The organism is Lactiplantibacillus paraplantarum, assembly GCF_003641145.1.
Classification (GTDB): domain Bacteria; phylum Bacillota; class Bacilli; order Lactobacillales; family Lactobacillaceae; genus Lactiplantibacillus; species Lactiplantibacillus paraplantarum.
The window spans coordinates 370,006-394,671 of record NZ_CP032744.1 but is presented as its reverse complement, the minus strand read 5'-3'; the positions used below and the strand labels follow the sequence as shown (position 1 = coordinate 394,671).

The following is a 24,666-nucleotide window of genomic DNA, read 5'->3' as shown; positions in this document are numbered from 1 at the left end:
TTACCGTAACGTATAGGGCAGGTTCATCGCTTGGAATAACTCCTTGACCGTCTTATCGTACACTTCTTTGAAGAACGCATCACTTTTCTTCTGTGCTGGCGCAGGTAAAACGAACGCATTCTGACGATCACTCTTGTACAGCCCAATGTACGCCCGGGTATGTTTATTTTTATCTAATAAATCTGAATGGTACACGTCGAATAACTGCCGAACTTCTAGTCGTTCTTGCCGTTCACTGAGAACACTCTGCACCGTGACAAATTCCGTCCCATGCAAAACGGGCAAGTACCAAGCTGTCATTTGATCATCAAAGGCCTTGAATAATTTGACGACCGTTCGCCGCATAGCGAATGGTGTATCAACGGGCTTATGACTAATAACTGCGTATAACTGTTTAGCAGCTGGCCAAGCTTGCGGGTAGTTCGTCACAACTTGTGCTTCACGGTCACTTGGTACCTTGCCATTAAAGAAAACGAGTAAATCCGTCAATGTCAATAGTCGCAACGTCATCATGGCATCGGCCTTATCAGCCTGCTCCGGTTCAATCGTCGCCGCTACACCTTGCATGTATAAATCTTCAATTTGGTTATCAATCAAGTCATGTTCACGTTGCTTCCGCACAACCAGGACGTGGCTAACCATGTCATAAAGTTCCATCGCAATCGCCATTAATTGTTGATCTAATTGCTGATCACGCGTCGTCAAGTTAAACGTAATCTGCGGGAACCCTTGAAGTAACAACAATAGATGCAGCAATTCGTGTGACGCGGTGTAATTTGGCGCCGTAATATCACTAACTTGCACGGTTAAGTCACCATCATTCAAAGCTTGTTGTGCCTGATCATGACGGACATAGCCAGCCTTAGCCTCCCCAAAGTGAACACTAATATTGCCTGGATACAACGAGTTAGCAGTACTTAATAGATCAGTTACAGTTTGATTTAATTTAATTTCAGTCATCGGTCTCTTCCTTTATTTGTCGTAAGTCGGCAATTAATTGTTGCGTCGTTGCGAGATCTTGTTGTGGCGCTAGTTCTAACCGTTGCAACACGGTGGGGAGCTCAGCTGGCGTAGCCCCAGCCGCCATAGCGAGTGATTTCAGCTGCAAATGCATATGACCTTGCTGAATACCGGTCGTCACTAAGGCGCGTAATGCTGCTAAGTTCTGTGCCAACCCTACTGCCACGATAATTCGTTCCAAATCGCCCGCCGTTTGAATTCCCAGTAACCGCTGATTTAATTGGGCGAGTTCATTAATCTTAATGGAGCCCCCTACGATTCCCACCGGCATTGGTACTTCCAGCTCACCATGCAATGTCTGACCATTGGTGGTCCAAGTGCTCATCCCACGATACTGACCATCCTTGGCAGCATAGGCGTGGGCACCACTTTCCAAAGCTCGCCAATCGTTACCACTCGCAATCGCCACAGCGTCAATCCCGTTCATGATACCCTTGTTATGGGTTGTCGCCCGGTATGGATCCAGCTGGGCGACGGTACTAGCCGCAGCAATCTTTTGGGCAACAAGTTCACCCGAATAACGCCCAGCTTGAAGTAACCCAACTGGAATATCACAGATGGCTTTCACTAAACTAGCCGTCGCGTAATTCGATAAGATACTCATTAAAGCATTCTGCTTCGTCATCACACCGATCGACTTAGCTACGGCCTCCAACATACTATTGAGCATATTAGCACCCATAGCAGCTTGCACATCGACAAACAGATCAATTGATAAATAGCCTTGTCCAAGGATGCGTGTCCGTAAGCGCCGGGCCCCGCCGCCTCGTCTTTTCAAACTCGGATGAGCCGCATCGGCTACTTTTAATAATGTTTCAGTATGCTGTTCAATAATTTGAGCTGTTGCAGCCGGATCGCTCAAATGTTCTAACACAATTTGCCCAATCATCTCACGCTGATTAAGTACCGTTGTAAAACCACCCGCGCGCTTAACAATTTTGGCACCATTACTGGCGGCCGCAATCACGGACGGCTCCTCCGTGACCATCGGAACGATCCGATTGACACCATCCACGACAAAGTTAACAGCCAACCCCATCGGTAACGGATAATCTGTTAAGTAGTTTTCAATAATTTCATGATGTTGTGGTAAATAATATTGTTTGAATAACGCCTGTTCAGCGGGCGTTAAATGCGCCTGCTGCGTCACAATGGCGGTACGTTCTGCCCAATTTTTTTGATAAAAATGTCGAAAATCAGCTGTCATATTCTCATTCCTATTCTCTTAGTCGACTTACTGATTGAGGTGTTCGGAAATAATCCCTTCTCGGACGCCACTTTCAGAAAAGATAACGCGATCACTATCCAACATTTGTAATAACGTCACTAGCGGTAACATTCCACCAACAATAATGTCCGCACGATCATATTCCATTCCTGAGATTTCCTGGCGGCCTTTTTTCGACCGTGACAGTAAGTCCAAAAACGTGTGAAACACCGTCTCTGTCTTCAGACGATACCCGTGAATATCCTCAACTTTTAACTTTTGTTGCCGGCGCCGATTAATGCGGGCTAAGGTTCGGTTGGCACCACCCAATAGAATGATTGGAAAGTGCACTGCTTCTGATAGCCACCAGATATCTGCCAGTCGGTTACGTAGGAACATCTGCGCCCGAAATAGACTCGCAGACGGCACTAAGTCGTCGAGACCGAATTGTTCCGATAATGTCACCGCGCCAAATGGGATGCTGATTAGTTGCTGTTTACGCCCATTTTTGACCAAGATCAGTTCACAACTTGCGCCACCCGTGTCTAAGATTAGGCAATCATGGATGACCAATGAATTGGCAACCCCAAGATAATCGTAATAGGCCTCATCGTCACCAGATAAGACTCGTAAATCGAGACCCACTTCTTGCTTGACTTGATTGAGAAATTCAGTCTGATTTTGTGCCATCCGAACTGCGGCTGTGGTGATGCCAATAACATCCGTATTGGGCATTTTTTCATACAGTCGGCGAAAATTGAGCAACGCCTTGATTGTTCGCTCAATTGCGGCTGGCTGGAGTACGTGTGCCGTTCCCATGCCTTCCGACAAACGCGTATCTTCCTTAACGCGCTTGATCTCTTGAGCAGTGCCGTTAGCATGCAACCGACTAACCGCCATCCGCGCCGAATTGGACCCTAAATCCACAATCGCTAAGTTTCTCATAACACCACGCTCACTTTTCGTTTTTAAAATATTTAGTTAGGTTTATTCTAACATTTATGGTGTAACACTGTGACTTCTAGGGCCGGATTGCATACCAAAAAATATCAAAAAAGCCAAAATGAGCGACGCTAGTGTTTTGACTAGGACCGCTCATTTTGGGTTCATTAGACTAGCTAGTTGGCAGTAACGAATGCTTGTAACATGGTTTCCTTGATTGTAACATAACAACGTTACAATCATTCAAATTGGCTTAGCGACAGGCAAAAGATCAAAGCCTCCAGTGATTTGAATACAACTGCCATAACCCTTTAGACACAAAAACATCCCGATATTAACGCTCATTACCGCTGTCGGGATGTTTCTATCTAATAATATGGAAGTTTATTAACGTATTATCAACTTGTCTGTCGCTGGCCCTAGCTGTGACTGGTCAGCCGCATCTGGGCTTGATAAGCCGCTAAAATTTTGCGTACATCATCCGTTGACTTGGCATCCATCATCGTGTTACGCAGGTCAGTGGCGCCTAGTTCGGGACGCGCATAGATTTTAAAGAACCGTTTTAAGGACGGAAAACGTGGCACGTCATAACGGGTGGCAAAGTCATCGAACAAGTCGAGCTGCATGTTTAGTAAACCTAATAGTTCATGCAAATCATGCGATTGGGGCTGGGCTTCAAACGCAAACGGATTCGCGAACACCCCCCGACCAATCATGATACCATCCAATCCAGGATGGGCTTTGGCTAACGCCACCCCGGCCTGATAATCAGCCACGTCACCATTAATCTGGAGTAACGTTTCTGGGGCGATCGCATCCCGCATTTTAATCAAGTCATCGATAACTTCAAAGTGGGCGGGCACCTTGCTCATTTCCTGTTTGGTCCGCAAGTGCACGGTCAAGACTGCCACGTGTTGTGATAACAACGTTGCAATCCAGTCATGATATTCAGCAACTTTACTATAACCTAGGCGTGTCTTCGCACTAACAGCCAGTCCCGACGCCTTCGCAGCCGCAATCACGTCTTCGGCCCACTGCGGGTTACGAATCAAGTCACTACCACCATGATTTTTGATGACCGTCCCATCCGGGCAGCCCATATTGATATCAACTGCTTCAAAGCCCCGATCGCGAAGTTCAGCTGTAGCCGAAGCAAAGTCAGCCGCTTCGTTGCCCCACAGTTGAACGACCGGTTTTTGCGATTCAGCCGCTGCTACGTACAACCGGCCATGAACCGGAAACTTCGTATTCGGGTTCGTAATACTCTTAGCGTAGACGAATTCACTAAAAAACGTGTCCGGTGCAGCGGCATGGCTAATGACTTGCCGAAAAACAGTATTACTAACGGCTTCCATCGGGGCCATCGTAAAGAATGGGCGCCCGTCAGCCTTGGCTTGGGCCGCAATTTGCGACCAGAATGGTGTTGCTGTCACGTTCTCATACTCCCTTATCACTAGTTTAACTTTCGAATTGAATGCTTTTAATTCTAGCATTGATCCGTCTGCTTTGCAGGAATGGCGTTTGCTGGCTGATTAACAGCAAGTCTTACTCAAACCGGTGCTGGACGACTTCTTGATGGCGGAGTTCCCGTAGCAGCGCCTCAATAATGTAGAGGCATGGCACTTGGCTAGTTAAGTCATAATATTGATGAATACGCTCCTCAGTCGCCCGATACGTTAAAGCATATCGACTCATTCGGGCAATCGTACTTTCAAGATTACTCGTAATACTAATAATATTGACTTCAGGATTGTTCACAAAATCATTAAGCATTTCAACCAGCTCAGTCGTCTGACCAGAGACTGATACTGCCACCAAAACGTTATTACTAGTATTGCGTAATTGTGGTAATAGCGGATAGAAGGGATCTTTGACGACATAACTATTAAAGCCTAATGATGACGTTTGTCGTGAAGCATACTCGCCCAATGCCGCCGATGCTCCGATACCAACAAACACAATATTATCCGCATTAACCATCAACTGGGCTGCCAGCCGAATAATCTTAGTAATATCTGCAGGAAAGGCACTCGGCTGAACAAATTGAATCCCCGGATCATCCGGCTTTTGAATGGGAGTTTCACTGCGTAGTGATACTTTAAATTCTGGAAAACTGTCATACCCAATTTTACGAATAAAGCGCATAACTGACGAATTAGAAACATGCGCACCCCGTGCTAACTCACGAACTCGCATATACGGGATTTGCTCATCATGCTCCACAATAAATCGATAAATTGCTAAATCCACTCCTGACAACTTATCGATATCCTTATAGCCAAAGAATGCCACGGTTAGCCACCACCCTATCCAATAATCTATTCACTAGATTACCATAAATACGTAACCGCTTCTAAAAAACATCTAGCATTCAAGCTCTCCATTTTTTAAATTAAAATACGTGCTTGACTAGTTTAATAACCTAGTCAAGCACGCCTGATTCTTAACCACGCTTAATCAACTGATACACTGCCCCAATCATCCCAGCATCATTCCGCAATTTAGCTGGTACTACTGATGCCAAAGTCAAATGATTAATACTATTATGATTAGCCTGTAAGTCTGCAATCGTTGCATTCAAATCAGTCATAAAAGTCGTGTTCGCACTAATGCCACCACCAATTACGACTAATTCAGGATCAAACGCAACCATTAAATTAATGATACCCTTAGCCAAACTGTAATAGTAGCTATGAAAGATATGTTGTGCCAGTACTTCTCCCGCATCCGCCCGGTCAAAAATCTCGCGCGCGTCAGTAACCGGCTTCGCACTAAACTGATTATAACGTCGTATGAGGCCAATAACTGTTGCACCCCGGAAATTAAGGGTTCCCATTTCAGTATCAATCTCATCATCGTCAACAACCATCCAACCAAATTCGCCTGAACGCGCGTGTGCCCCCCGATAAATCTGATTATTGATAACCAGTGCCCCACCGACCCCGGTTCCAAGAACCAAGCTTAAATAATTAGGCACATTCTGAGCTACTCCAAGCCATTGCTCAGCAATAGCCGCCGCGTTAGCATCGTTTTCAATAATGACCGGTAACTGCGTCTGTGCATGTAACTCAGCTTGTAAGTTAATTCTTTCAAACACCGTGACCGCACCTGCCGTCGTCAAGAAGCCGTCACTTTGAACAACTCCCGGCATGCTAACTCCAATGCCAGCAACTGGTCCATCTGCTTGTAGTTCTTGAATCATCGCAACTAAATCAGCCATAATGTCTACCTTTACTGTGGCAGTCGGTCGTGTTACTTTACGACTAATATGTCCATGAGCATCAACTAGGCCGCACTTGATTGAAGTACCACCAATATCAATTCCAATATACATTGTCATTTAACAGTCCTCCTAAACGCCCAATGGCCAGCTATCAAAGCTGGCCATTGACAACTATTTCAAACATCATTAATTAAGCACTAGTCAATAATTAATGACCATCGTCATACCCAAATCGCACTACTCAATTTCAGCACCATTTGTCGCAATCACATGTTGAAACCAAGTAAATGAATCCTTTTTATAACGTTTTAGACTACCTGAACCATCATCGTTCTCATCAACATAGATAAACCCATAGCGTTTGGACATTTGACCAGTACTAGCCGCGACTAAATCAATGCACCCCCATGGCGTATACCCAATTAAATCAACCCCATCTTCCAGAACTGCCAGCTTAATTTGTCGTAAATGATCCGTTAAATAATCAATCCGATAATCGTCATGTATCTGGTTATCTGCCGTCTTCTTATCAATTGCGCCTAAACCGTTTTCCACGATGAACAGTGGCAAATGGTAACGATCCGTGAACCAATTCATAGCATAGCGTAACCCAACGGGATCAACTTGCCAGCCCCAATCACTAGCCTTAACATATGGATTTTTAACTAAATCATGTTCTTCATTATAGGCTAGCTTTCCTGTGTCCTTCACAGTAAACGACATGTAATAACTAAATCCAATATAATCTACCGTTCCAGCTTGCAAGATTTTCAAATCTTCTGCCGTAATATCCAAGTTAAAATGCTCTGACTTAAAACGGTTAAGCAACCATTGGGGGTAAGTGCCATTGCAATGAACATCGGCAAAATAAAACCGGGTTTGCATCGCTCGTTGCGCAAATAAGACGTCTGTTGGTGCTGATGTAAGTGGATAGATTGGGCACATCGCAATCATACAGCCAATTTGAAAATCTGGATTAATCTGATGGCCTAACTGTACCGCCGCGGCACTTGCCACCAGTTCATAGTGAGCCGCCTGATACATCCAGCGTTCACGGTTTTCTCCTGGTTGATGAATGATTCCAGAATCTGTTAACATGGCACCGTCTGATTCAAAATTAGTTTGATTGTTGATTTCATTAAAAGTCATCCAGTACGTTACTTTATCTCGATAACGTTCAAAACATACTTTTGCAAAATTCAAATAAAATTGGATCAGCTTGCGATTACGCCACCCACCGTATTGCTTAACTAAGTGATATGGCATTTCAAAATGTGCTAGCGTTACTACTGGTTGAATCCCATTTTTAAGGCATTCATCAAATAAATCATCATAAAATTGTAATCCGGCTTCATTCGGTTCGCTTTCATCACCATTGGGGAAGATCCGCGTCCAGGCAATCGATGTTCGAAAGCACTTAAACCCCATTTCAGCAAATAATTTAATATCTTCAGGATAACGATGATAAAAATCAATTGCCTGATGATTAGGATAATACTTGCCAGCAACTACTCCGTCCGTAATTTCGCGGGGGCGCTCATTCGTCCCTAACGTCATAATATCTGCCGTACTGAGACCCTTGCCACCCTCGTTATAACCACCTTCGAGCTGATGTGCGGCCACTGCGCCACCCCATAAAAATCCTTCTGGAAACGCTCGTCCTTTAATCGTCATGTTAAACTCCTTTTAAACTATGCTTTAACCGTTTCTGTCGTCGTATCCGTATCTTGTTTAGATTGCCTGTCTGCAGCCATCATCTTATTAGCAGCGAGTACAAATGGCATGTATGTCAAGACGGAAATTCCCAAACAAACAAAACCAATAATCAGGCCAAGCCAATTGCCACCAGTCCCTAAGAACGGCATCAGTGGTCCCGGTGTCGTCCATGTCAATCCAAAGGCTGGCGTCGGTATCCAGTTAAAAATAACCGTCACTGTGTAACCAACTAAGATATTGATCACTGGTGTTAGAACGAATGGAATCGCCATGATTGGGTTCAAAACAATTGGTAATCCAAACATTAGCGGTTCGTTAATATTGAAGAGACCAGGCACTAATGCTAATTTAGCAATTTCACGATAATCTTTACGCCGTGAAACAAGGAAGATAGCAATAATCAAGCCAAGGGTCATTCCACTACCACCCATATTGGCGAAGACATCATTCAATACACTCCAGGTTGCACGGTTGGGCACACCCCAAGCTGTACCATGAGCGTTAATAAACGTTTGGTTTTTCAAATCAGCTTCAGTAAAAATAATTGATCGTAACGCGTTCAACGTGTTTGGACCATGAATACCGACAAGCCACAAGAGATTTTGAACAATAGCAATAATGATAACGCCAAATAAGTTGACCCCAATGTGGGTTAATGGTGTTTGAATTGATTTATAAATAATATCATTGATTCCTTGTGGTGAAATTAGTGATAACCCATAGTTCAACATAGAAAACAACATAATCATAATAACGATAGGAATTAAGCCATTGAACGACCGTGCAACTGCCGGCGGAACCATCTCAGGCATCTTAATTTGCTTTTAATACGCGTTAGGCGTGGTAAAAATTCGCCAACTAAGCCACCCACGATCATCGCAACAAACAGCCCTTGTGCACCTAGGTAAGTCGTTGGTAAGTAGGTCACACCATCCTTAACGATTGATGGCGAGTATAAAATCATGAAGCAGGCAATCCCCGTCATCCCCACTAACATGTCATCGGCTTTAAAATACTTAGCTAAGTTCCGTGCCACCAGATACGCGATGAAAATCGATAAGATATTCATCGTTCCGTTAGTAACTGAGGTTAATAACTTTTGAGCATTTTCCAAGTGTGGAAAAAATTTAGGTAAAAATAGAATTTGAGCAATAAACCCCGTTTTGGAAAAGACTAAGTTATTAATTAAAATAACTAACGATGCAGCCATTGTAATTGGGAATGTGTACATAAAAGCATCACGGATTGCCGCGACATGTCGCTGTTCATTCAACTTGACTGCAAATGGTACAATGTGTTTTTCCATAAACACGTTAAAACCGTTCATCATAAGTTGTTCCTCCCTTTGATTTAACTTACAAAAGCTAGTATAAGTGAACTACATGCGTTTTAAAAGCGCTTACAATGCAGTTGCTCACTTGTTCCATCGTGATGGTATCACGACCACATCTGAAACGCTGTGTACCATATCTGTTCAAAAAAGTACTGTAAATCCACTTACGGATTTACAGCACTCTTCTAACGAAATCAATTTTTGAATCCAGCCTGCTTATTGATTATAACTAGCAGCCATCTGATTCATCATCTTCTTAAAGCGGCGTTTACGGAACCATCCTAAGAATAGCACGCCGAGCTTATTATTGGCATTCGTCTTCTTATCCTTGCCTAAAAAGGTTTCGGCATATTCTAAGACAGTTTGGTGACCATCAGTGTCCGGTGCGAATTGATAATCGACGCCGTAATGATCGCGGGGCGTTTCTAATTCATACGCATATCGAACACCGGGTTGCGCGTGGGTAATCTTCAAATTACCGGTCAGACCGTTGGACCACTGTTTGGCATACTCATAGCCTTGTAAGCTCTGCCGTGGCGCCGGCCGACCCGTTTGCTGCTGAATATCAGCCCGCGCGGAATCGATCAACTGTTGGTATAAATAATCCACAGGGGCGTTCAAAGTTAATTTAATCTGCATTCTGGTGGCTCCTTTCTATCTGACCCACTCGCCGATAAACGACGAAAAGTGCTGCGCTGACCGCTAAACCTAATCCGAGCGTCACCCATTGACCGGTCGTTCCGGCCAGGGGACTTAAGATAACGGCTAATAATCCAAGGTTCATCCCAATGAGTAAACACTGCTTTAAGCTTTTCATGACAATCTATTCTCCAATCGCTGCTGGTTTAATCTTGTTGGCAGCCTTAACGAATGGCACGTAAATCGCAAAGGCAACGGCGGCATTAAATAATTGTAAGACCACTGACCGCCAGTCCATTGTGGCAACTAAGGCGTTCATAATCGGTGGCATTGACCAAACGATATTGTTCGTAATCGGTGCAACCCACCCAGCTGATAAAGCAGCGTAGGCGATCGAAACAGTCACAACTGGTGCTAAAACGAACGGAATAAAGTAGATTGGGTCAAGTACAATTGGCATCCCGAACATCACGGGTTCGTTAATATTAAAGAATCCGGGACCAATCGCCAACTTAGCCACTGAACGTTGGTCGTCTCGTTTACTAAATACTAAAATCGCTACTAATAATAGTAAGGTCGAGCCGGCCCCACCAATCCATGCATATAAGTCAAAACAGTTCCGCGTCCAAACGTATGGCAAGGCTTTGCCGGCTTGGTAAGCGTTAACATTAGCAAGCTGAGCAGTTAACCAAATTCCATCCAAGATTGGGGCCAACACGTTGGAACCATGAATCCCGAAGAACCAGAAAACTTGAACTAACAGCGTCATTAAGAGGACGGCGCCATACCCTTGACTCATATTCAATAGTGGTTCTTGAATAATCTTCGCGATCCATTCAATCACCGTTGTGTTGAACTTACTGAAGATCCAGTTGATGATCCCAACGACATAAAAGGCAGCGGCGGCAGGGATAACCCCGGTGAAGGCGTTCGCAACTGCCGGTGGCACAGAATCTGGCATCTTAATTGTGATGTGTTTCTTCATTAAAGCGATGTAGACAGCACTCGCAATCGCCCCTAAAATCATGACTGTAAAGAACCCATACGAACCAAAGTAAGTGTTGAAGTTAAAGTAACCCCAGGCCGTTACTTGTTTGCCAGCAACCGCCATGCCAGAGTCCGTCAAAATCTTAGTAGCGCCCTTGCTCAACGTACTCGTCAGCGTGCCGGTAAAGTTTTGTGGCAAACTCATGATGAAAGTTCCAAGTGTCACGATCCCACCAGTAACTGGTTCAACTTTGTACTGGATGGCTAATTGATACCCGAATGTAAATGAGAAAATCAGGCCTAAGATGGCTAACGTCCCCGTCCAAACCATCGCGTTGATTCCAATCAACCATTGCATCGAATTAACAATGCCCATCCAACCGAACTTCGTTGGAATATCTCGAACTAAAGCGTTCAGAACCGTGGCGATCGACCCGGCCATCATTGCCGGCATAATTGCTATAAACGCGTCACGTAATGCGATCAACCACCGAACTGCACCAATCTTGGCCGCAACTGGCACTAAGTGTTTGTTAAGCCATTCGATAAATGAATTCATAATATATCCCTCACTCCTAATGTAGGTTTTCGCTAGTTAGTGGCCCAGCGCAAGCGTTGCGCCACCCCCGTACTAGTTTTGTAAATCAATATTTTCGGTATGGTAATAAAGTTCTAAATCCGGATAGACGAAGAACGTCTTAGAAAAGTTAAAGACCGTCCCATTAACCAAATAATTGATTGCTTCCAAGCACAACGTCTTGTCACCATCTGGGCAACCGATCAGTTCCGCCCGTTGCGCATCCACCCGGACTTGATGGACATAGTTTTCCGTAGTACTCCCCGTAATGCCGTATGCTTCACGCAAGAAAGCGAAGATCGAATGCTGCACGCTCTCACTCGATAAAAACGGCACGACCGCTCGCGGAAAATAAGATTCTTCCAAGTCATACAACACGTCATTCAAATAACGTAATCGCACGACTCGGTAGACCTCGTCACCAAGCGCAATGTTGCCCTGTTGTGCTAAGGCTTCATCCGCTGCTACTTTATCAAATGTCACGATTTTTGAAACTAACGGTCCACCATCAACCATAGCGGACTGATCAAAACCGATTGATAAGTTCAGCACTTTCTTCGTGTTCTGCGGTTGCTTGATAATGAAATTACCGCTCCCCTGCACACGCCGTAACAAACCGTGCCGGAAGACCACGTCAATTGCTTTACGAATTGTATTGCGGCTGGCGTTGTACTGAGCCATTAACACTTTTTCAGTCGGTAACTTGGTCGGATACTCATCCGCCATTATCGATTTAATGATTGCCTGCGCAATTGCCTGATACATGACTAAACCTCCTTTCTCGAAATTAGTAGGTGCTTGTAAAACTTGTGCCCACAAATTATATTATCACAGAATATATGAAAACGCTTTATTTTTCGTAATTTTATACCAATGAATTTATATCAAGGCTAACTCTAGTTATAGAAAGCGTTTTCAAAGCCTTTACCGCCAGTTTTCTCGCCAAAAACTTATTTTTGCAGCGCGTTTTTAGTGCTCCTTCATGTAAGAATCCAAACGAAATTAAATTAATTTTCAATTTAGTCTGTCTTTTTCTTACTTTTAGTCTGCATTTACACTGAGTCAACCCGATATTGGTCATAACGTGCTAATGGCGACTAAAAAAAGTGCAACCGACCGTCTTCTGACGATGAGTTGCACTTTCGATAACACAGTTTATTTAAAATAATTAATTCCAATGGCATCCTGCATCTCACGCCACGTTTGGTCAGCGACCACGTTTGCTTTCGCCGTCCCATCTTTCAAAATCTGTAAGACTTGGGCTGGATCAGCTTCATAAAGCGCGCGCCGTTCGCGGATTGGCCGCAACACGCCATCTAACACGTCCATCAGGTAGCGTTTAATCTTAACGTCACCCAAACCACCGTGTTGGTAAGCGGCCTTCAAATCTGCGACCTTGGCCTTATCATCATCGAAAATATCGAGGTACGTGAAGACCACGTTACCTTCGACCTTACCTGGATCTTCAATATGAACATGATCAGGATCGGTATACATCGACATGACTTTCTTCTTCAACGTGTCTGCATCATCGGAAAGGTAAATCGCATTTCCCAATGATTTACTCATCTTAGCATTCCCATCAAGCCCAGGAATCCGTCCCAAGCCCTTTGGTGGGAAGTAGCCTTCAGGTTCAACCAATGTGTCCGTTTGATAAGTCTTATTGAAGCTCCGCACGATTTCACGGGTCTGTTCGAGCATTGGTTCTTGATCATCACCAACGGGAACAGTCGTCGCCTTAAAGGCTGTGATGTCAGCGGCTTGGCTCACTGGGTAAACGAAGAAGCCAGCGGGAACACTTTCGCCAAAAGCTTTTTGCTTAATTTCAGTCTTCACAGTGGGGTTACGGTTCAAGCGTGCCACCGTTACTAAGTTCAGATATTGGTTCATCATATCAGTTAAAGCTGGAATCTGTGATTGCACCAGAATAGTCGACTTTTCGGGATCGATTCCCACAGCCAAGTAGTCCATCGCAACTTGTAATAAACTCTTGCGAATCTTTTCAGGATCGTGGGCGTTATCCGTCAATGCTTGATTATCTGCAATCATAATGTAGGACTCATAGTCCCCAGAGTCTTGTAAGGCCACCCGGTTACGTAATGAACCGACATAATGCCCGATATGCAGCTTACCAGTTGGGCGATCACCCGTTAAAATTACTTTTTTGGTCATTTTATTCATCCTTTCTTTGGCACTAAAAAAGCGCCCAATCAACTCATCTTAGTCAATTAGGACGCATCACCGTGGTACCACCTAAATTGCAGAACGCTTGGCTCTGCCACTCATTGACCGATAAGGGTGGGTTCCCGGTGTTCACCGAATCTCCAAAAAGCCATTTCATTAGCCCGCCCTAGCTCTCAGCACTTACTAGGTCTCTGTTATTGGACGCCTTACTGTTCTTTTCTTCAACGATTAATTAGTTCTAGTGTACTGGTTATACCTGACCGTGTCAAAATAAATTCTGGGCATCGTTCGCGCTAACTGGCCGCTACCATTTCAGCATAACGACTGCCATTTCCACGTTTAAGCCCATCGAAATTCAAGCGGGCGTTCCTTCAACGCCATTAAAATTCAGTTAAGTATTCCAATCCACAGTCCCTACTTACGCCTCAGTATAACTCCGGTCGCCGGTCTTCAAACACTGGCATCTGACCACGAACTTGGTCAACTTGTGCTAAGTCAAGCTCGGCCGTGATCAACTGGGCATGGGCGCCGCCAATCGCCACAATCTGGCCGAGCGGATCAATCACTAGCGACTGACCACCAAATTGATTATCAGGATCACTGCCGACACGGTTAACCGCAACCACGAATGCTTGATTTTCAATTGCACGTGCTTGCAGTAATAGCCGCCATTGCATCTGCCGTACTGTCGGCCACTCAGCACTGACAAAAATCACTTGGGGGCCACGGGCTGCTTGCTTGCGCAGCCACTCTGGGAAACGAATGTCGTAACAGATCGCCCCCATTGCAGCGGTCCCGTCGAGTTCAAAAACATTCTCGGTCTCACCAGCGGTAATATAACGGTCTTCCGCCATTAATCCAAAGCGATGGACTTTATCGTACCGACTCAGTAACTGTCCCTGACGATCGACGACTAACATCTCATTATAGTAATGCCCATCGCGAGCGACCGCGACTGAGCCACCGACAATATTGACATGAAACTGCCGGGCTAACTTGCTGAGTAATTGTAACGTTCGCTGGCCATCATCATCCGCCAAGACATTCAGGCGAGTTAACGCATAACCGGTATTCCACATCTCCGGTAAGACGATCACGTCTACAGTTTGCTCAGTTGCCCGCTGAATCGCTACTTCGATCTGCTCGTAATTGGCATCCGGGTCTCCAAACTGAATATTAAGTTGTGCTAATGCGACACGCATTCGTTCCACCTACTTTATTAGAATGATTAAAATTATATTAGAATAAATCCCATATGGTTGCAAGTTTCAACCTCACATCGTAAGGCTGCCGAACTTGACGAACGACCGAATACCACCTTTTTAACTTGCGCCTGGTAGTCGCTTGCCTTGATAACTCATAAATCGGTGAATTTGCAGGCGCTTTGATTGACATCATCCCTAAACCCGCCTAAAATTGTTCAAGCGATTTAGACGATTATCAGACGGGAGGCCCTCTACGTGGCAATATCAGATCAAGAACAACAACACGAACAACAGCGGGTTGATCGAGTCATTGAGCAAGTTAAAGAACGGGCACAACAGACCGACGACTTGCTGGCAAAGGCTCATCACGAAACCGATGTCATTCAAAAAAACTATGGTGATAATAATTCCGTCAACACGTTTGAAGTCGATGACCGGATTGAAACGAACGCGGAACTACAACAACAAAAGCAAATGGTTGAACGCGCCGTGGAATCCGAAGCCATCTTGAAACGGCAAGTCGGTGTCTTGAAAGATCTTAGCAACTCACCCTATTTTGGACGCATTGATATTCAAGATAGTCCCGACGAGGAAGCCGAGCGTTTATACATTGGCACCGCCTCATTTGTCGACGCTGAACAGAATTTCTTAGTGTACGACTGGCGCGCCCCGATTTCCTCAGTCTACTACAATGGTACTTTGGGTCAGGTCCAGTACCAAACGCCGGCCGGGCAACAGACGACCGAGCTGATCAAAAAACGCCAATTCCAGATTAATCATGGTCAGATCAAGAATATGTTCGACACGAATGAAACGGTCGGCGACGAAATCTTGCAGGCCGTCCTTGGGGAACAAAATGATGCCTACATGCAAAACATTGTGGCAACCATTCAAAAGGAACAGAACGATATTATTCGTGACACCACTAGTGACTTACTAGTTGTCCAAGGGGTTGCCGGTTCTGGAAAGACGTCCGCCATTTTACAACGGATCGCTTTTCTGCTCTACCACTCACGGGCCTCCCTAGAAGCGGACCAAATGGTATTATTCTCACCCAACCGCTTATTCAGTCACTATATCTCCGAAGTCTTGCCTAGTTTAGGGGAGCGCAATATGCGTCAAGTCACGTTGGCCGAATTTCTCAGTGCGCGTTTTCAAGGCCTAACCGTTGAAAGCCTCTTCGAACGTTACGAAAGCGACCGCCAGCACGAACAACTGACGCCGGCAATTCGTGATTTTCAAGAAAGCGCCGACTTTATGCGCCAAGTTGATCAGTATTGCCATCAGCTGCCAGCCGACCAATTACGCTTCACCAACATCGTCTTTAATGGCGAAATCTTCTTCGCTAAAGAGGTCATTACAAAGATTGCGGCGGCCTTACCAGCAGCGATGCAACCAGCTGACCGTTTCCTAGCAATCAAGAACACTTTGATTAAACGCTTAAAACACCGTATTGACGATGAAGCCCAGGCTGACTGGGTCAATGATATCATTGACCAATTGAGCGACGAGGCCTACCACGACTTATTAGGTTCCAAGCGCCGGGGTGATTTCCAATCGCTCGACGATGAAGTCTTCTATATTGGTAAGCAAATCGTGACCAAACGACTGCGGCAAGTCTACGATGCGATCTATAATGGTTACTTCTTAGACACCTATGAACAATATAACGATTTCTTAGCGCAAGTTGAGCGGCCCACAACCGTGACGCCTGACCAATGGCAACAACGAATTGCCGCTTACCAGGCCGCCGTTGAGTACCATCGGATTGCTCTGGTTGACTGCGCGCCACTATTGTTATTACGCGATGTCCTAACTGGCAGTGGTCAGAACCGACGGATGCAATATATCTTTGTCGATGAGATGCAAGACTATTCGCTGGCACAACTGTTATATATCAAGCACGCGTTCCCACTAGCTAAGTTCACACTGTTAGGTGACAGTGAACAGGCATTATTCAAGAGTATTGAGTTACCACAGCAATTACTAGAACGCCTCAAGGACGCTTTCAACGTTCGGCGAGCGAACTTGATTACGTTGAATAAGAGCTACCGTTCGACCGAACAGATTACGAACTTTGCTAAAGCGCTATTACCCGACGGCGACCAGATTCAAGCATTCACACGTAAAGGCGATTTACCTAAGGTCATGATTCGCTATGGCGAAGACGCCGCTCTCAGCAGCCTGCGTAGCGAAGTTGAACATCAGCTTAAGACAACTAACACCGTTGCCGTACTAACTAAAGATTTAGCAGAAAGCAAGCAGGTCTACCAATACCTGAAACGCTATACAGTAACAACTTTGATGGCCGATAGCGATCGTACCATGCCACAAGGCGTGATTGTCATGCCAATCTACCTTGCAAAGGGGCTAGAATTTGACGCGGTAGTCGCATACGATGTCTCCGCTACCAATTATTCCGATGCGGATTCAGTTGGCATCTTATATACGACTGCGTCACGAGCGATGCACCACTTGACGTTGCTCAGTATCGGCGATGTCTCCCCACTAATTGCCAAGTTGGATCCAACATTATTTACGATTGAACATCAGGTACGAGTATAACTGGAATTAAAAAACGACTGGAAGCAGCGGCGTTATTACGCTAGCTGCTTCCAGTCGTTTTTCGTTATCACAAAACTAATGCTGGGCCATTTTTAAACATGGCTATTTGTGCAAAATTTCATATAAGGAGCCTTAATATACTCTGTTTTATTATTATCTTTATGAACAGCTACAAATCCATTGCTATCCGGCAAGTCTATTTTAGTAACGTTTTCTTTACCTACTTTATATTCATAGATATTACTATCTAAAATTTTCGAACCATTAGAAAATTCAAAAGATATAATTTCATCCATACTTACCAAACTCCTTCTGATATCACATATCCATCAATTACAGTTTTCAGATCAAACTTTGTATTTTTATAGCAATTACTCCTAAAATCACCGTATTCACAATATTCTTACTACCTGTTACCTTGTTCATTTTAGCATGATCCAAAGTAACTATTTTAGCTAGGAAACAGCCAGAGTATCCCTAGATTTGCCAACATATGTGCCACGCTATTCACACGAATATCACGCTTAGATAATAAGTAGGTGGTCCCCAGCACCATGCCGAATAGCGTGTAATATGCTAATGGCACCAAGCTATTCCCGCTATGCAGATAACCAAAAAGAAGTCCGTTGATAACAACGGTAGCCACCTGGTACCCCCGGTCAAGATATTGGTCTGACAAGACGTAGCTAAAGAAAAAGCCCCTGAAACTCAGCTCCTCAGCGATTGGGCCAAAAATGACGGCATCGAGTGTCATCGCTACCGGATTTTTCCGCAACAGTAAATCTAATGCGCGTTCATTACCCGATTCAGTAATGTGCCATACCGCCGTCAGCTTATCATAGCCAAAAGCAAGTGCCACGATAACGACTGCGCCGATTACCATGAGTAGCAAGGCCCGTTTATTTAGCCGTGCTCGCCACGGTCGAAAATCAAATTGCCGTAATTCCGCAGTCGACTTGTAGATATTGTACAAGAAAATGATAATCACGGCATATAAACTGAAGCTAACTAACAGCGTAAACCAATTGGCCGTAATCAAGTAAATATACACGGGTAAGGAACTGATATTGACAATAATGACACTCAGCACACTCACAATTAGTAAATTACCGATAAAACGTAAATTCTTCTGTAGCATTTCACTCACTCCATCCAAACAACCGTAACTAGAACGTTCACTAACGGACTTTTAAATCAACCCGCTCAGATTACATTTTCACAATGCATTCAACCTTACCCCATTAAAATGATTCCCAGATTAGCGGTGACGTGCACGACACTGTTGACTCGAATATCCCGGCCAGATAATATGTAGGTTGCCGCGAGTACGAGACCCATAACCGTATAGTATAACAACTGCATCCAACTAAAACCGCCACGCAGTAAACCAAACAACACGCCGTTAACGATAACGGTAACTAGTTGATAGCGCGGCTGATCAAAACGTTCCGCCAGCGCATAACTGAAGAAATTGCCGCGAATAATTAATTCCTCGCAAATCGGTGCAAAAATACCCAGGGCCAACGCCATCAATATCGGTGAGCGCTGCGACAGTGCTTGCAAGTCAGCAACATTCTCCGCGACCGGATAAACAGCATCACTAACAAATTTAACTTGCACTGCTGCCAAGATCAGCATGACCACCATTGCCAGTACCGTAATCACTAATTGACGCACACTCGGCTTAGCAGTTATTTGCGTAATCTTAAAATGATTATTAGTAACTGATTCCAGATAAATTCGATAGAATAAATAAATTGCAAACAGGTAAACGACCAAGAAGATCGTCACCGTTATCCAGTTATACTTGAGTGTTAAAATATCGATGGGCGCCGTACTAAGCCCCATCACGATTGCTGCTAATAAACTGGCAAGTAGTAATCTACCAATAAATTTGACGTTTTGTTGCACCATGCTCCTTCACATCCATTCCCTGATAATTATCCCCAATTGTAACTAATCCACAACTTGATGTTTGACCGGATATCACTAACTAACAACTTATCCCCACATCATGTTAATAAGTGTGACCAGCCAGTTCACCAGTATATGACATCCCATCGCGGTACTCAGCTGTTTTGTTTTGAGTACTAACCATGAAAAACCACACCCTGTAATGAAAATGCCCAGTGTACTGGCTAACTGATAACCATGGCCGAGTGCGAACACTGCGTTTGTCAGCATAATCGCGCCTAATACTGGTAAGTATCGTCGCAGCGTATTTTGAACAATTCCACGGAAAAGTAATTCTTCAAGTACGGGGCTAACGATGTTTGTGCACACTAATGTTAATAACCCTAATGGACTGTGGATCAGCGCCATGATTTCAACATTTTGTGTTTCAGTTGGACTGACTAGCAGAGCACTTACCCCCATTTGAATCACCACGACCACCACTGCCACTAAAGCAGCCAGCCTCATCATTGACCAAGAGAAATGCCCTAACAGGACTGGCATCTCAAAATAATGGTGATAGCAACGTACTAGTACGACCGCAACACCAACGGTTAAAACGACTAATGCTAACCAATGATAGCCGATGTTGATTTGTTGCGGGCGCTCACCCCACCAATTCCAATAGCCATCCGCTAACACCGGTAATTGAATGAATATAAATAGCCCTAAACCCGCTAACGCATAACCAAATACCCTGATCAATCGAGCAACCATACCAAGCCTCCCAAGTTATCCCCTGTGGATAAACTAATTCTTATGTTTTAATTTTTTATCCACAACATTAACTAATGGCTGTCAACGCGAAAACTGCCAAATTAGTCCCCATGTGCACCAGAATATTCGTTCTAATATCGCGCTTAGCCAACAAATAAGTTGTCCCCAAGATGCTCCCCATTAACGTATAATAAATCCACGGCTCCCAATTTGCATCAACATGGACACTTGCAAATATTAAGCTATTAATAACAACCGCGATCATCTGATAATTGCGGTGATTATATTGGTCCGTTAACGCGTAGCTGAAAAAGATACCGCGAAAAATCAATTCCTCACAAATGGGGGAAAATATCACGACAGAAACAATCATGGGAAGCGGTGCTTCACCAAACATCCACACCAGCGACTGCGAATTGCTGGTCTCGGGAATATTTAATATTGCGCTCAATTTAATATCAACAATAATGAGCACGACCATTGCCAGCATCGCAACAATCACAGTTCCTAATTGTGCAATGTTCACCCGGGACTTCAACGTCGCGACTTGGTAATGCCTAACTCGTGCTGTATGCCGATAAAGCCAATATAGCCCCCAAACCTCCAAGGCATAGATTAAAAAACCAATCGTGATCATAATCCAATTATTCTTAATTAGGAAAAGATACGCCGGTGCCATACTAAAGCTCACCAACGCTAAGCTGATTAGACTGGCAATGACTAGGTTAATGATGAATTGTTTATTTGAGTGTGCCATTACTTACCTCTTTCATATGGATATATGTGCTTCCAGATAACTTTACTTTACCACAGCGATATTTAGTCAGTTAATACTGATGGTCAATCATCAATTATTATCCAGCACCTTATCTTTATAATAATCAAACCAAGTCACCTTGCCCGTAATAATCGCCGTTTGCCCAATCATCCCGTAGCGTAGTAACTGTGCCTGATCGGCTGTAATCGGAACGGCCGCTGTCACTTCATAAAAAGTCGCTTTACTCTCCTCGACTGGTGAGACCCCAATCTTTGTGACCACACCATCCAAAATAATTGGCTTCGGTACGTTCCGCGTGACTTTGAATCTAATGGCTTGCTTGACTTTAACGGAAGAAATATCCGCCGTCGAAATATATAGCTTAACGTTCACTCGCCGTTGTTGCTTGATTATCGGTAAAATTTTAGCGATTTCAGCTCCTGAACTAACGTACTTTGCACCACGGTAATTGTCTGCAACGTGTAGGACGCCGGCTTTGGTCGCCTTGATCGTGTAAGATTTTGTTTGTGTCGTTAAGCTATCAATATCTGCTTTCACGGTCCGTAACTCTTGCTCGGCTTTCATTCGTTTCTCAGCGACTTCGCTTAACTGATCATTCTTTAACATGGCTAATTTGGTACTGTTAGTCTCAACACTGTACTTCGTATCATCAAAGTCTTGTAATTCTTCTAACTGCACTTTAGCTGAGGACAACGAATCCTGAAGTGTATCTATCTGCTGTTGAATGTCTGCTAACGTTGCGGATTTAACTTCTTTTTTATCGTTTGCGTTGTTGGTATCCTTTGACTTAGCGTCATACTCAGCAAAAACATAAGCATACTTGGCACTATTAGCGTACTTGCCACCATTAGCCACCACATTGTATAAGGCCTGATAAGCATCCAGATTGGTCTTAGTATTTGATACCACTTGTTGCGCGGTCTTCGTTAGCGTGGCTTTCTTAGTGCTAGCAGCGCTCGATTTTGCCGCCAACATTTGATTCTCTGTTAAATAGATTTGACGCTGTTTTAAATAACTTTGCAATAGTTCTCGGTACCCAAATTCATCGGTCGTTGGAAAAACATCACTGTCAGTATTGATGCCATCTTTAAAATGATCCAAGGCTGTTACTTGGCGTTGCAATTGCCGTTTGCTAACATTATCTTCACGTAATTTATTGCGATTAAAAACGTTAGTATAAACCAATAGCTTTTGGCCCTTCTTCACTCGCGCACCTTCAACTAAATAATTCTTTTTGATGGCACTATTGACAGTCGCTTGAATCACCGGAACCGTTCCGGTCGGTTGAACAGTCCCGGTACCATTAATAACAATCTCGCGCTTAGCTACGAGTGAAAACAGAATCGTGCCAATTAACAATAGCGTCACTGGAATAATTAATAATGTTGAAAAATTTTGAAACCGAATCCCGTAAAACTCGCCACTTTCTAGCAGGTCTTTTCTCATTATTCAGTTCCCCCCCTCAGCTATTGATCAAGTCGTAATAGTAACCATGTTCATTCAACAATGCTACATGGGTCCCCTCTTCAGCGACCCGACCATCATGCAGAACGATGATATGATTCGTCCGCTTCGCAATCGACAACCGGTGGGCAATAAAAATAATCGTCTTGTCAGTCATTGCCACTAAATTATCGATTAATTGTTTTTCAGTAATTGCATCCAGTCCACTTGTCGACTCATCAAATATCAAGACTTGGGCTGGTGATAATAACGCTCTCGCAATCGTTAATCGTTGTCGCTGACCACCTGATAGTGTATTACCATTCTCATCTAGCTTAGTTTGGTATTGCATGGCCATTTTATTAATATCCGTATCAATTAACGCCAATTGGCAAGCCTTCGCAATATCTTTCTCAGTAATACCGCTGCGATTACCTAATCTTAAATTTTCTTCAATGGTCGCTGAAAAGATATATGGTTCCTGCGGGATGTAGTTAATATGGGTCCGCAATGTATGCTTATCGATGTTCTTAACGTTGAAGCCGTTCAATATGACATCACCACTATTCGGCTGATAAAAATCAATAAGTAACTTAACTAACGTGGACTTGCCAGAGCCGCTCATCCCCACAATTGCAACCTTATCATGTTGTCGAATCGTCAAATTAACATCATCCAAGACATTTTCACCGTAACCATAACGATAGCTGACCCCTTGTAACTTAATATCACCGTTTAATTGACTTTCATTATGAATTGGCCGTGACGCCTCAAATTCACTAGCGACCAAATACACTTCATTCAACCGGTTGTTAGCGACCTTAGCGCTTTGAAGTTTAGTCTGCAAATTAATAATATTCTGTAGTGGATTAACAAAATAGGCTAATAAAGCATTATATGTCATGAGCTCCCCAACTGATAACTGATTATGAATGACGAGATTGGCGCCCACCCACAGAACAACAACTTCTAAGACTAACTGTATAAACAGTTTTAATGCCTGTTGCAAAGTATCCGCTTTAAGATAGGCCAAACTCTTACGTAGATAATCAACAAATTCTGAATCAATTTTCTGATAACGTTCCGTCTCACCATTCAGCGCCTTAACAGTTTCAATCCCATGAAGATCCTCAATAATGGCTGAACTCAAAACAGCATTGCTTTCCATTTCCTTTTGATTCAATCGTTCAAAGGATTTATTAAAGGCTAAGATGACAACCGCGTAGATTGGCAACGAGAGTAACGTAATCCAAAAAAGTGTCATATTCTGGATTACCAAGATTGCCCCCATAATAATAACGATGCTGACATCTAAAAACAGCGAAACAATTGTGCTAGCTAACGCATCAATAATCTTACTGGCATCCGTAAACCGTGAAACAATTTCACCCGTCCGCCGGGTGGCAAAAAAACTCATTGGCAATTCAAAGACGTGCCGAATATAGCCTAAAATAATTTCAATCGAAAGTCGTTGGCCTAAAACCGCCAACAAAAAATTCTGGGCATAAGTAAAAATAGCTTGAAAAGTATAAAAAACAATTAGACCAATCGCCACCATCGCCAATGTACTGTGCATATTATTGGGAATATAAGTATCAATCACCGCTTGTAAGAAATAAGACCCACAGATACTAATAATCGTGATTAAAACTGCAGCAAGCACAATATTAATAACCAGTCGGCGCTGCTTTAATAAACTTGGAATAAATCCCCATAGTGAGCCCTTATCTTGCTTAACTGGCTTATATTCCGACTTCGGTGCAAAGAAAAGGGCAACTCCGGACCATTCGCTTTCAAACCGTTCCTTTGACATACTGATAACCGCAACTGTTGGGTCCGGATCAGCAATCACGACATGCGTTTTTGAGGTTTTTACAACAACATAAAAATGCTGTAGATCCCCATTTTTGGTAACATGCACAATAAATGGCAATGGTACATCTTGGACCTCGAAAAGACTCATATCTGCTTGAATTGCTTTGGTTTCAAAACCTAACTTTTCGGCCGTTTTTACTAATCCTAATGCCGTAGTCCCTTCCAAACTCGTCTTAGCAATATTTCTTAGATAGGCCAATGATGTTGTCGAACCATAATTTTTCAAAATCATTGCTAAAGCTGCGACCCCACAGTCCATCTCGTCAACTTGCGCAACATAGTTTCTCCAATGCATACTTGTA

21 protein-coding genes and 1 pseudogene are annotated in these 24,666 nt (G+C 43.9%); 1 reads left to right on the top strand and 21 read right to left on the bottom strand.

Features of this window, described 5'->3' with window-relative positions:
• The 14 genes and pseudogenes from LP667_RS01865 to LP667_RS01800 all read right to left on the bottom strand — a co-directional run bounded on the left by LP667_RS01865 (window position 1) and on the right by LP667_RS01800 (window position 15,030).
• On the bottom strand, window positions 1-960 hold the full coding sequence (locus LP667_RS01865; protein WP_021731899.1) for a hypothetical protein: 960 nt from the start codon (window positions 958-960) through the stop codon (window positions 1-3).
• Entirely contained in the window at window positions 953-2,227 is a 1,275-nt protein-coding gene (locus LP667_RS01860) for a hydroxymethylglutaryl-CoA reductase, degradative (protein ID WP_021731900.1), read from the bottom strand. The genes LP667_RS01865 and LP667_RS01860 overlap by 8 nt, the downstream gene beginning before the upstream one ends.
• Window positions 2,228-2,254: 27 nt before the next feature.
• Window positions 2,255-3,172: a Ppx/GppA family phosphatase gene (locus tag LP667_RS01855; protein ID WP_011101010.1), complete on the bottom strand. Its 918-nt coding sequence runs from the start codon at window positions 3,170-3,172 to the stop codon at window positions 2,255-2,257.
• 416 nt (window positions 3,173-3,588) lie between these two features.
• Window positions 3,589-4,602 (bottom strand): tRNA dihydrouridine synthase, encoded by a 1,014-nt coding sequence (locus LP667_RS01850; protein WP_021731901.1) that lies wholly within the window; start codon window positions 4,600-4,602, stop codon window positions 3,589-3,591.
• A gap of 112 nt (window positions 4,603-4,714) precedes the next feature.
• Window positions 4,715-5,461 (bottom strand): MurR/RpiR family transcriptional regulator, encoded by a 747-nt coding sequence (locus LP667_RS01845; protein WP_021731902.1) that lies wholly within the window; start codon window positions 5,459-5,461, stop codon window positions 4,715-4,717.
• A 151-nt stretch (window positions 5,462-5,612) separates the two neighbouring features.
• Complete coding sequence (locus LP667_RS01840; RefSeq protein ID WP_021731903.1) at window positions 5,613-6,509, bottom strand: ROK family protein; 897 nt, start codon at window positions 6,507-6,509, stop codon at window positions 5,613-5,615.
• 120 nt (window positions 6,510-6,629) lie between these two features.
• Window positions 6,630-8,066 carry a 6-phospho-beta-glucosidase gene (locus tag LP667_RS01835; RefSeq protein ID WP_021731904.1) on the bottom strand — a complete coding sequence of 479 codons (1,437 nt, stop codon included), beginning with the start codon at window positions 8,064-8,066 and terminating at the stop codon, window positions 6,630-6,632.
• Between the two features lie 17 nt (window positions 8,067-8,083).
• Window positions 8,084-9,435: pseudogene (locus LP667_RS01830) on the bottom strand (PTS sugar transporter subunit IIC).
• A 222-nt stretch (window positions 9,436-9,657) separates the two neighbouring features.
• A complete protein-coding gene (locus LP667_RS01825) occupies window positions 9,658-10,080 on the bottom strand; it encodes a DUF3284 domain-containing protein (protein WP_003642000.1) in 423 nt (140 codons plus the stop codon).
• Window positions 10,070-10,258 (bottom strand): hypothetical protein, encoded by a 189-nt coding sequence (locus LP667_RS01820; protein ID WP_003641999.1) that lies wholly within the window; start codon window positions 10,256-10,258, stop codon window positions 10,070-10,072. Before LP667_RS01820 ends, LP667_RS01825 begins: the two co-directional genes overlap by 11 nt.
• A gap of 6 nt (window positions 10,259-10,264) precedes the next feature.
• Entirely contained in the window at window positions 10,265-11,626 is a 1,362-nt protein-coding gene (locus LP667_RS01815; protein WP_021731906.1) for a PTS sugar transporter subunit IIC, read from the bottom strand.
• A gap of 72 nt (window positions 11,627-11,698) precedes the next feature.
• Window positions 11,699-12,409 carry a GntR family transcriptional regulator gene (locus tag LP667_RS01810; protein WP_021731907.1) on the bottom strand — a complete coding sequence of 237 codons (711 nt, stop codon included), beginning with the start codon at window positions 12,407-12,409 and terminating at the stop codon, window positions 11,699-11,701.
• A gap of 390 nt (window positions 12,410-12,799) precedes the next feature.
• The gene (trpS, locus tag LP667_RS01805) at window positions 12,800-13,816 is read right to left on the bottom strand and encodes a tryptophan--tRNA ligase (RefSeq protein ID WP_021731908.1); all 1,017 of its coding nucleotides are present in this window, start codon (window positions 13,814-13,816) and stop codon (window positions 12,800-12,802) included.
• A gap of 437 nt (window positions 13,817-14,253) precedes the next feature.
• On the bottom strand, window positions 14,254-15,030 hold the full coding sequence (locus tag LP667_RS01800) for a carbon-nitrogen family hydrolase (RefSeq protein ID WP_021731909.1): 777 nt from the start codon (window positions 15,028-15,030) through the stop codon (window positions 14,254-14,256).
• A gap of 258 nt (window positions 15,031-15,288) precedes the next feature.
• Here LP667_RS01800 and helD point away from each other — a divergent pair, with 258 nt between their 5' ends.
• A complete protein-coding gene (gene helD, locus LP667_RS01795) occupies window positions 15,289-17,598 on the top strand; it encodes an RNA polymerase recycling motor HelD (protein WP_082618910.1) in 2,310 nt (769 codons plus the stop codon).
• 92 nt (window positions 17,599-17,690) lie between these two features.
• Here the strand turns inward: helD and LP667_RS01790 are convergent, their stop codons facing one another.
• The 7 genes from LP667_RS01790 to LP667_RS01760 all read right to left on the bottom strand — a co-directional run bounded on the left by LP667_RS01790 (window position 17,691) and on the right by LP667_RS01760 (window position 24,659).
• On the bottom strand, window positions 17,691-17,894 hold the full coding sequence (locus tag LP667_RS01790; RefSeq protein ID WP_033609515.1) for a hypothetical protein: 204 nt from the start codon (window positions 17,892-17,894) through the stop codon (window positions 17,691-17,693).
• Window positions 17,895-18,049: 155 nt separating this feature from the next.
• Window positions 18,050-18,736, bottom strand: coding sequence for a CPBP family intramembrane glutamic endopeptidase (locus LP667_RS01785; RefSeq protein ID WP_021731911.1), 687 nt, complete (start codon window positions 18,734-18,736; stop codon window positions 18,050-18,052).
• Between the two features lie 95 nt (window positions 18,737-18,831).
• Window positions 18,832-19,512, bottom strand: a complete 681-nt coding sequence (locus LP667_RS01780; RefSeq protein ID WP_033609516.1) for a CPBP family intramembrane glutamic endopeptidase — start codon at window positions 19,510-19,512, stop codon at window positions 18,832-18,834.
• A gap of 87 nt (window positions 19,513-19,599) precedes the next feature.
• Window positions 19,600-20,268 carry a CPBP family intramembrane glutamic endopeptidase gene (locus LP667_RS01775; protein WP_021731913.1) on the bottom strand — a complete coding sequence of 223 codons (669 nt, stop codon included), beginning with the start codon at window positions 20,266-20,268 and terminating at the stop codon, window positions 19,600-19,602.
• Window positions 20,269-20,335: 67 nt separating this feature from the next.
• The gene (locus tag LP667_RS01770) at window positions 20,336-21,025 is read right to left on the bottom strand and encodes a CPBP family intramembrane glutamic endopeptidase (RefSeq protein WP_021731914.1); all 690 of its coding nucleotides are present in this window, start codon (window positions 21,023-21,025) and stop codon (window positions 20,336-20,338) included.
• Window positions 21,026-21,115: 90 nt separating this feature from the next.
• Window positions 21,116-22,492, bottom strand: a complete 1,377-nt coding sequence (locus tag LP667_RS01765; protein ID WP_021731915.1) for an HlyD family secretion protein — start codon at window positions 22,490-22,492, stop codon at window positions 21,116-21,118.
• Between the two features lie 16 nt (window positions 22,493-22,508).
• Complete coding sequence (locus tag LP667_RS01760; RefSeq protein WP_056988339.1) at window positions 22,509-24,659, bottom strand: peptide cleavage/export ABC transporter; 2,151 nt, start codon at window positions 24,657-24,659, stop codon at window positions 22,509-22,511.
• Window positions 24,660-24,666 lie beyond the last annotated feature (7 nt).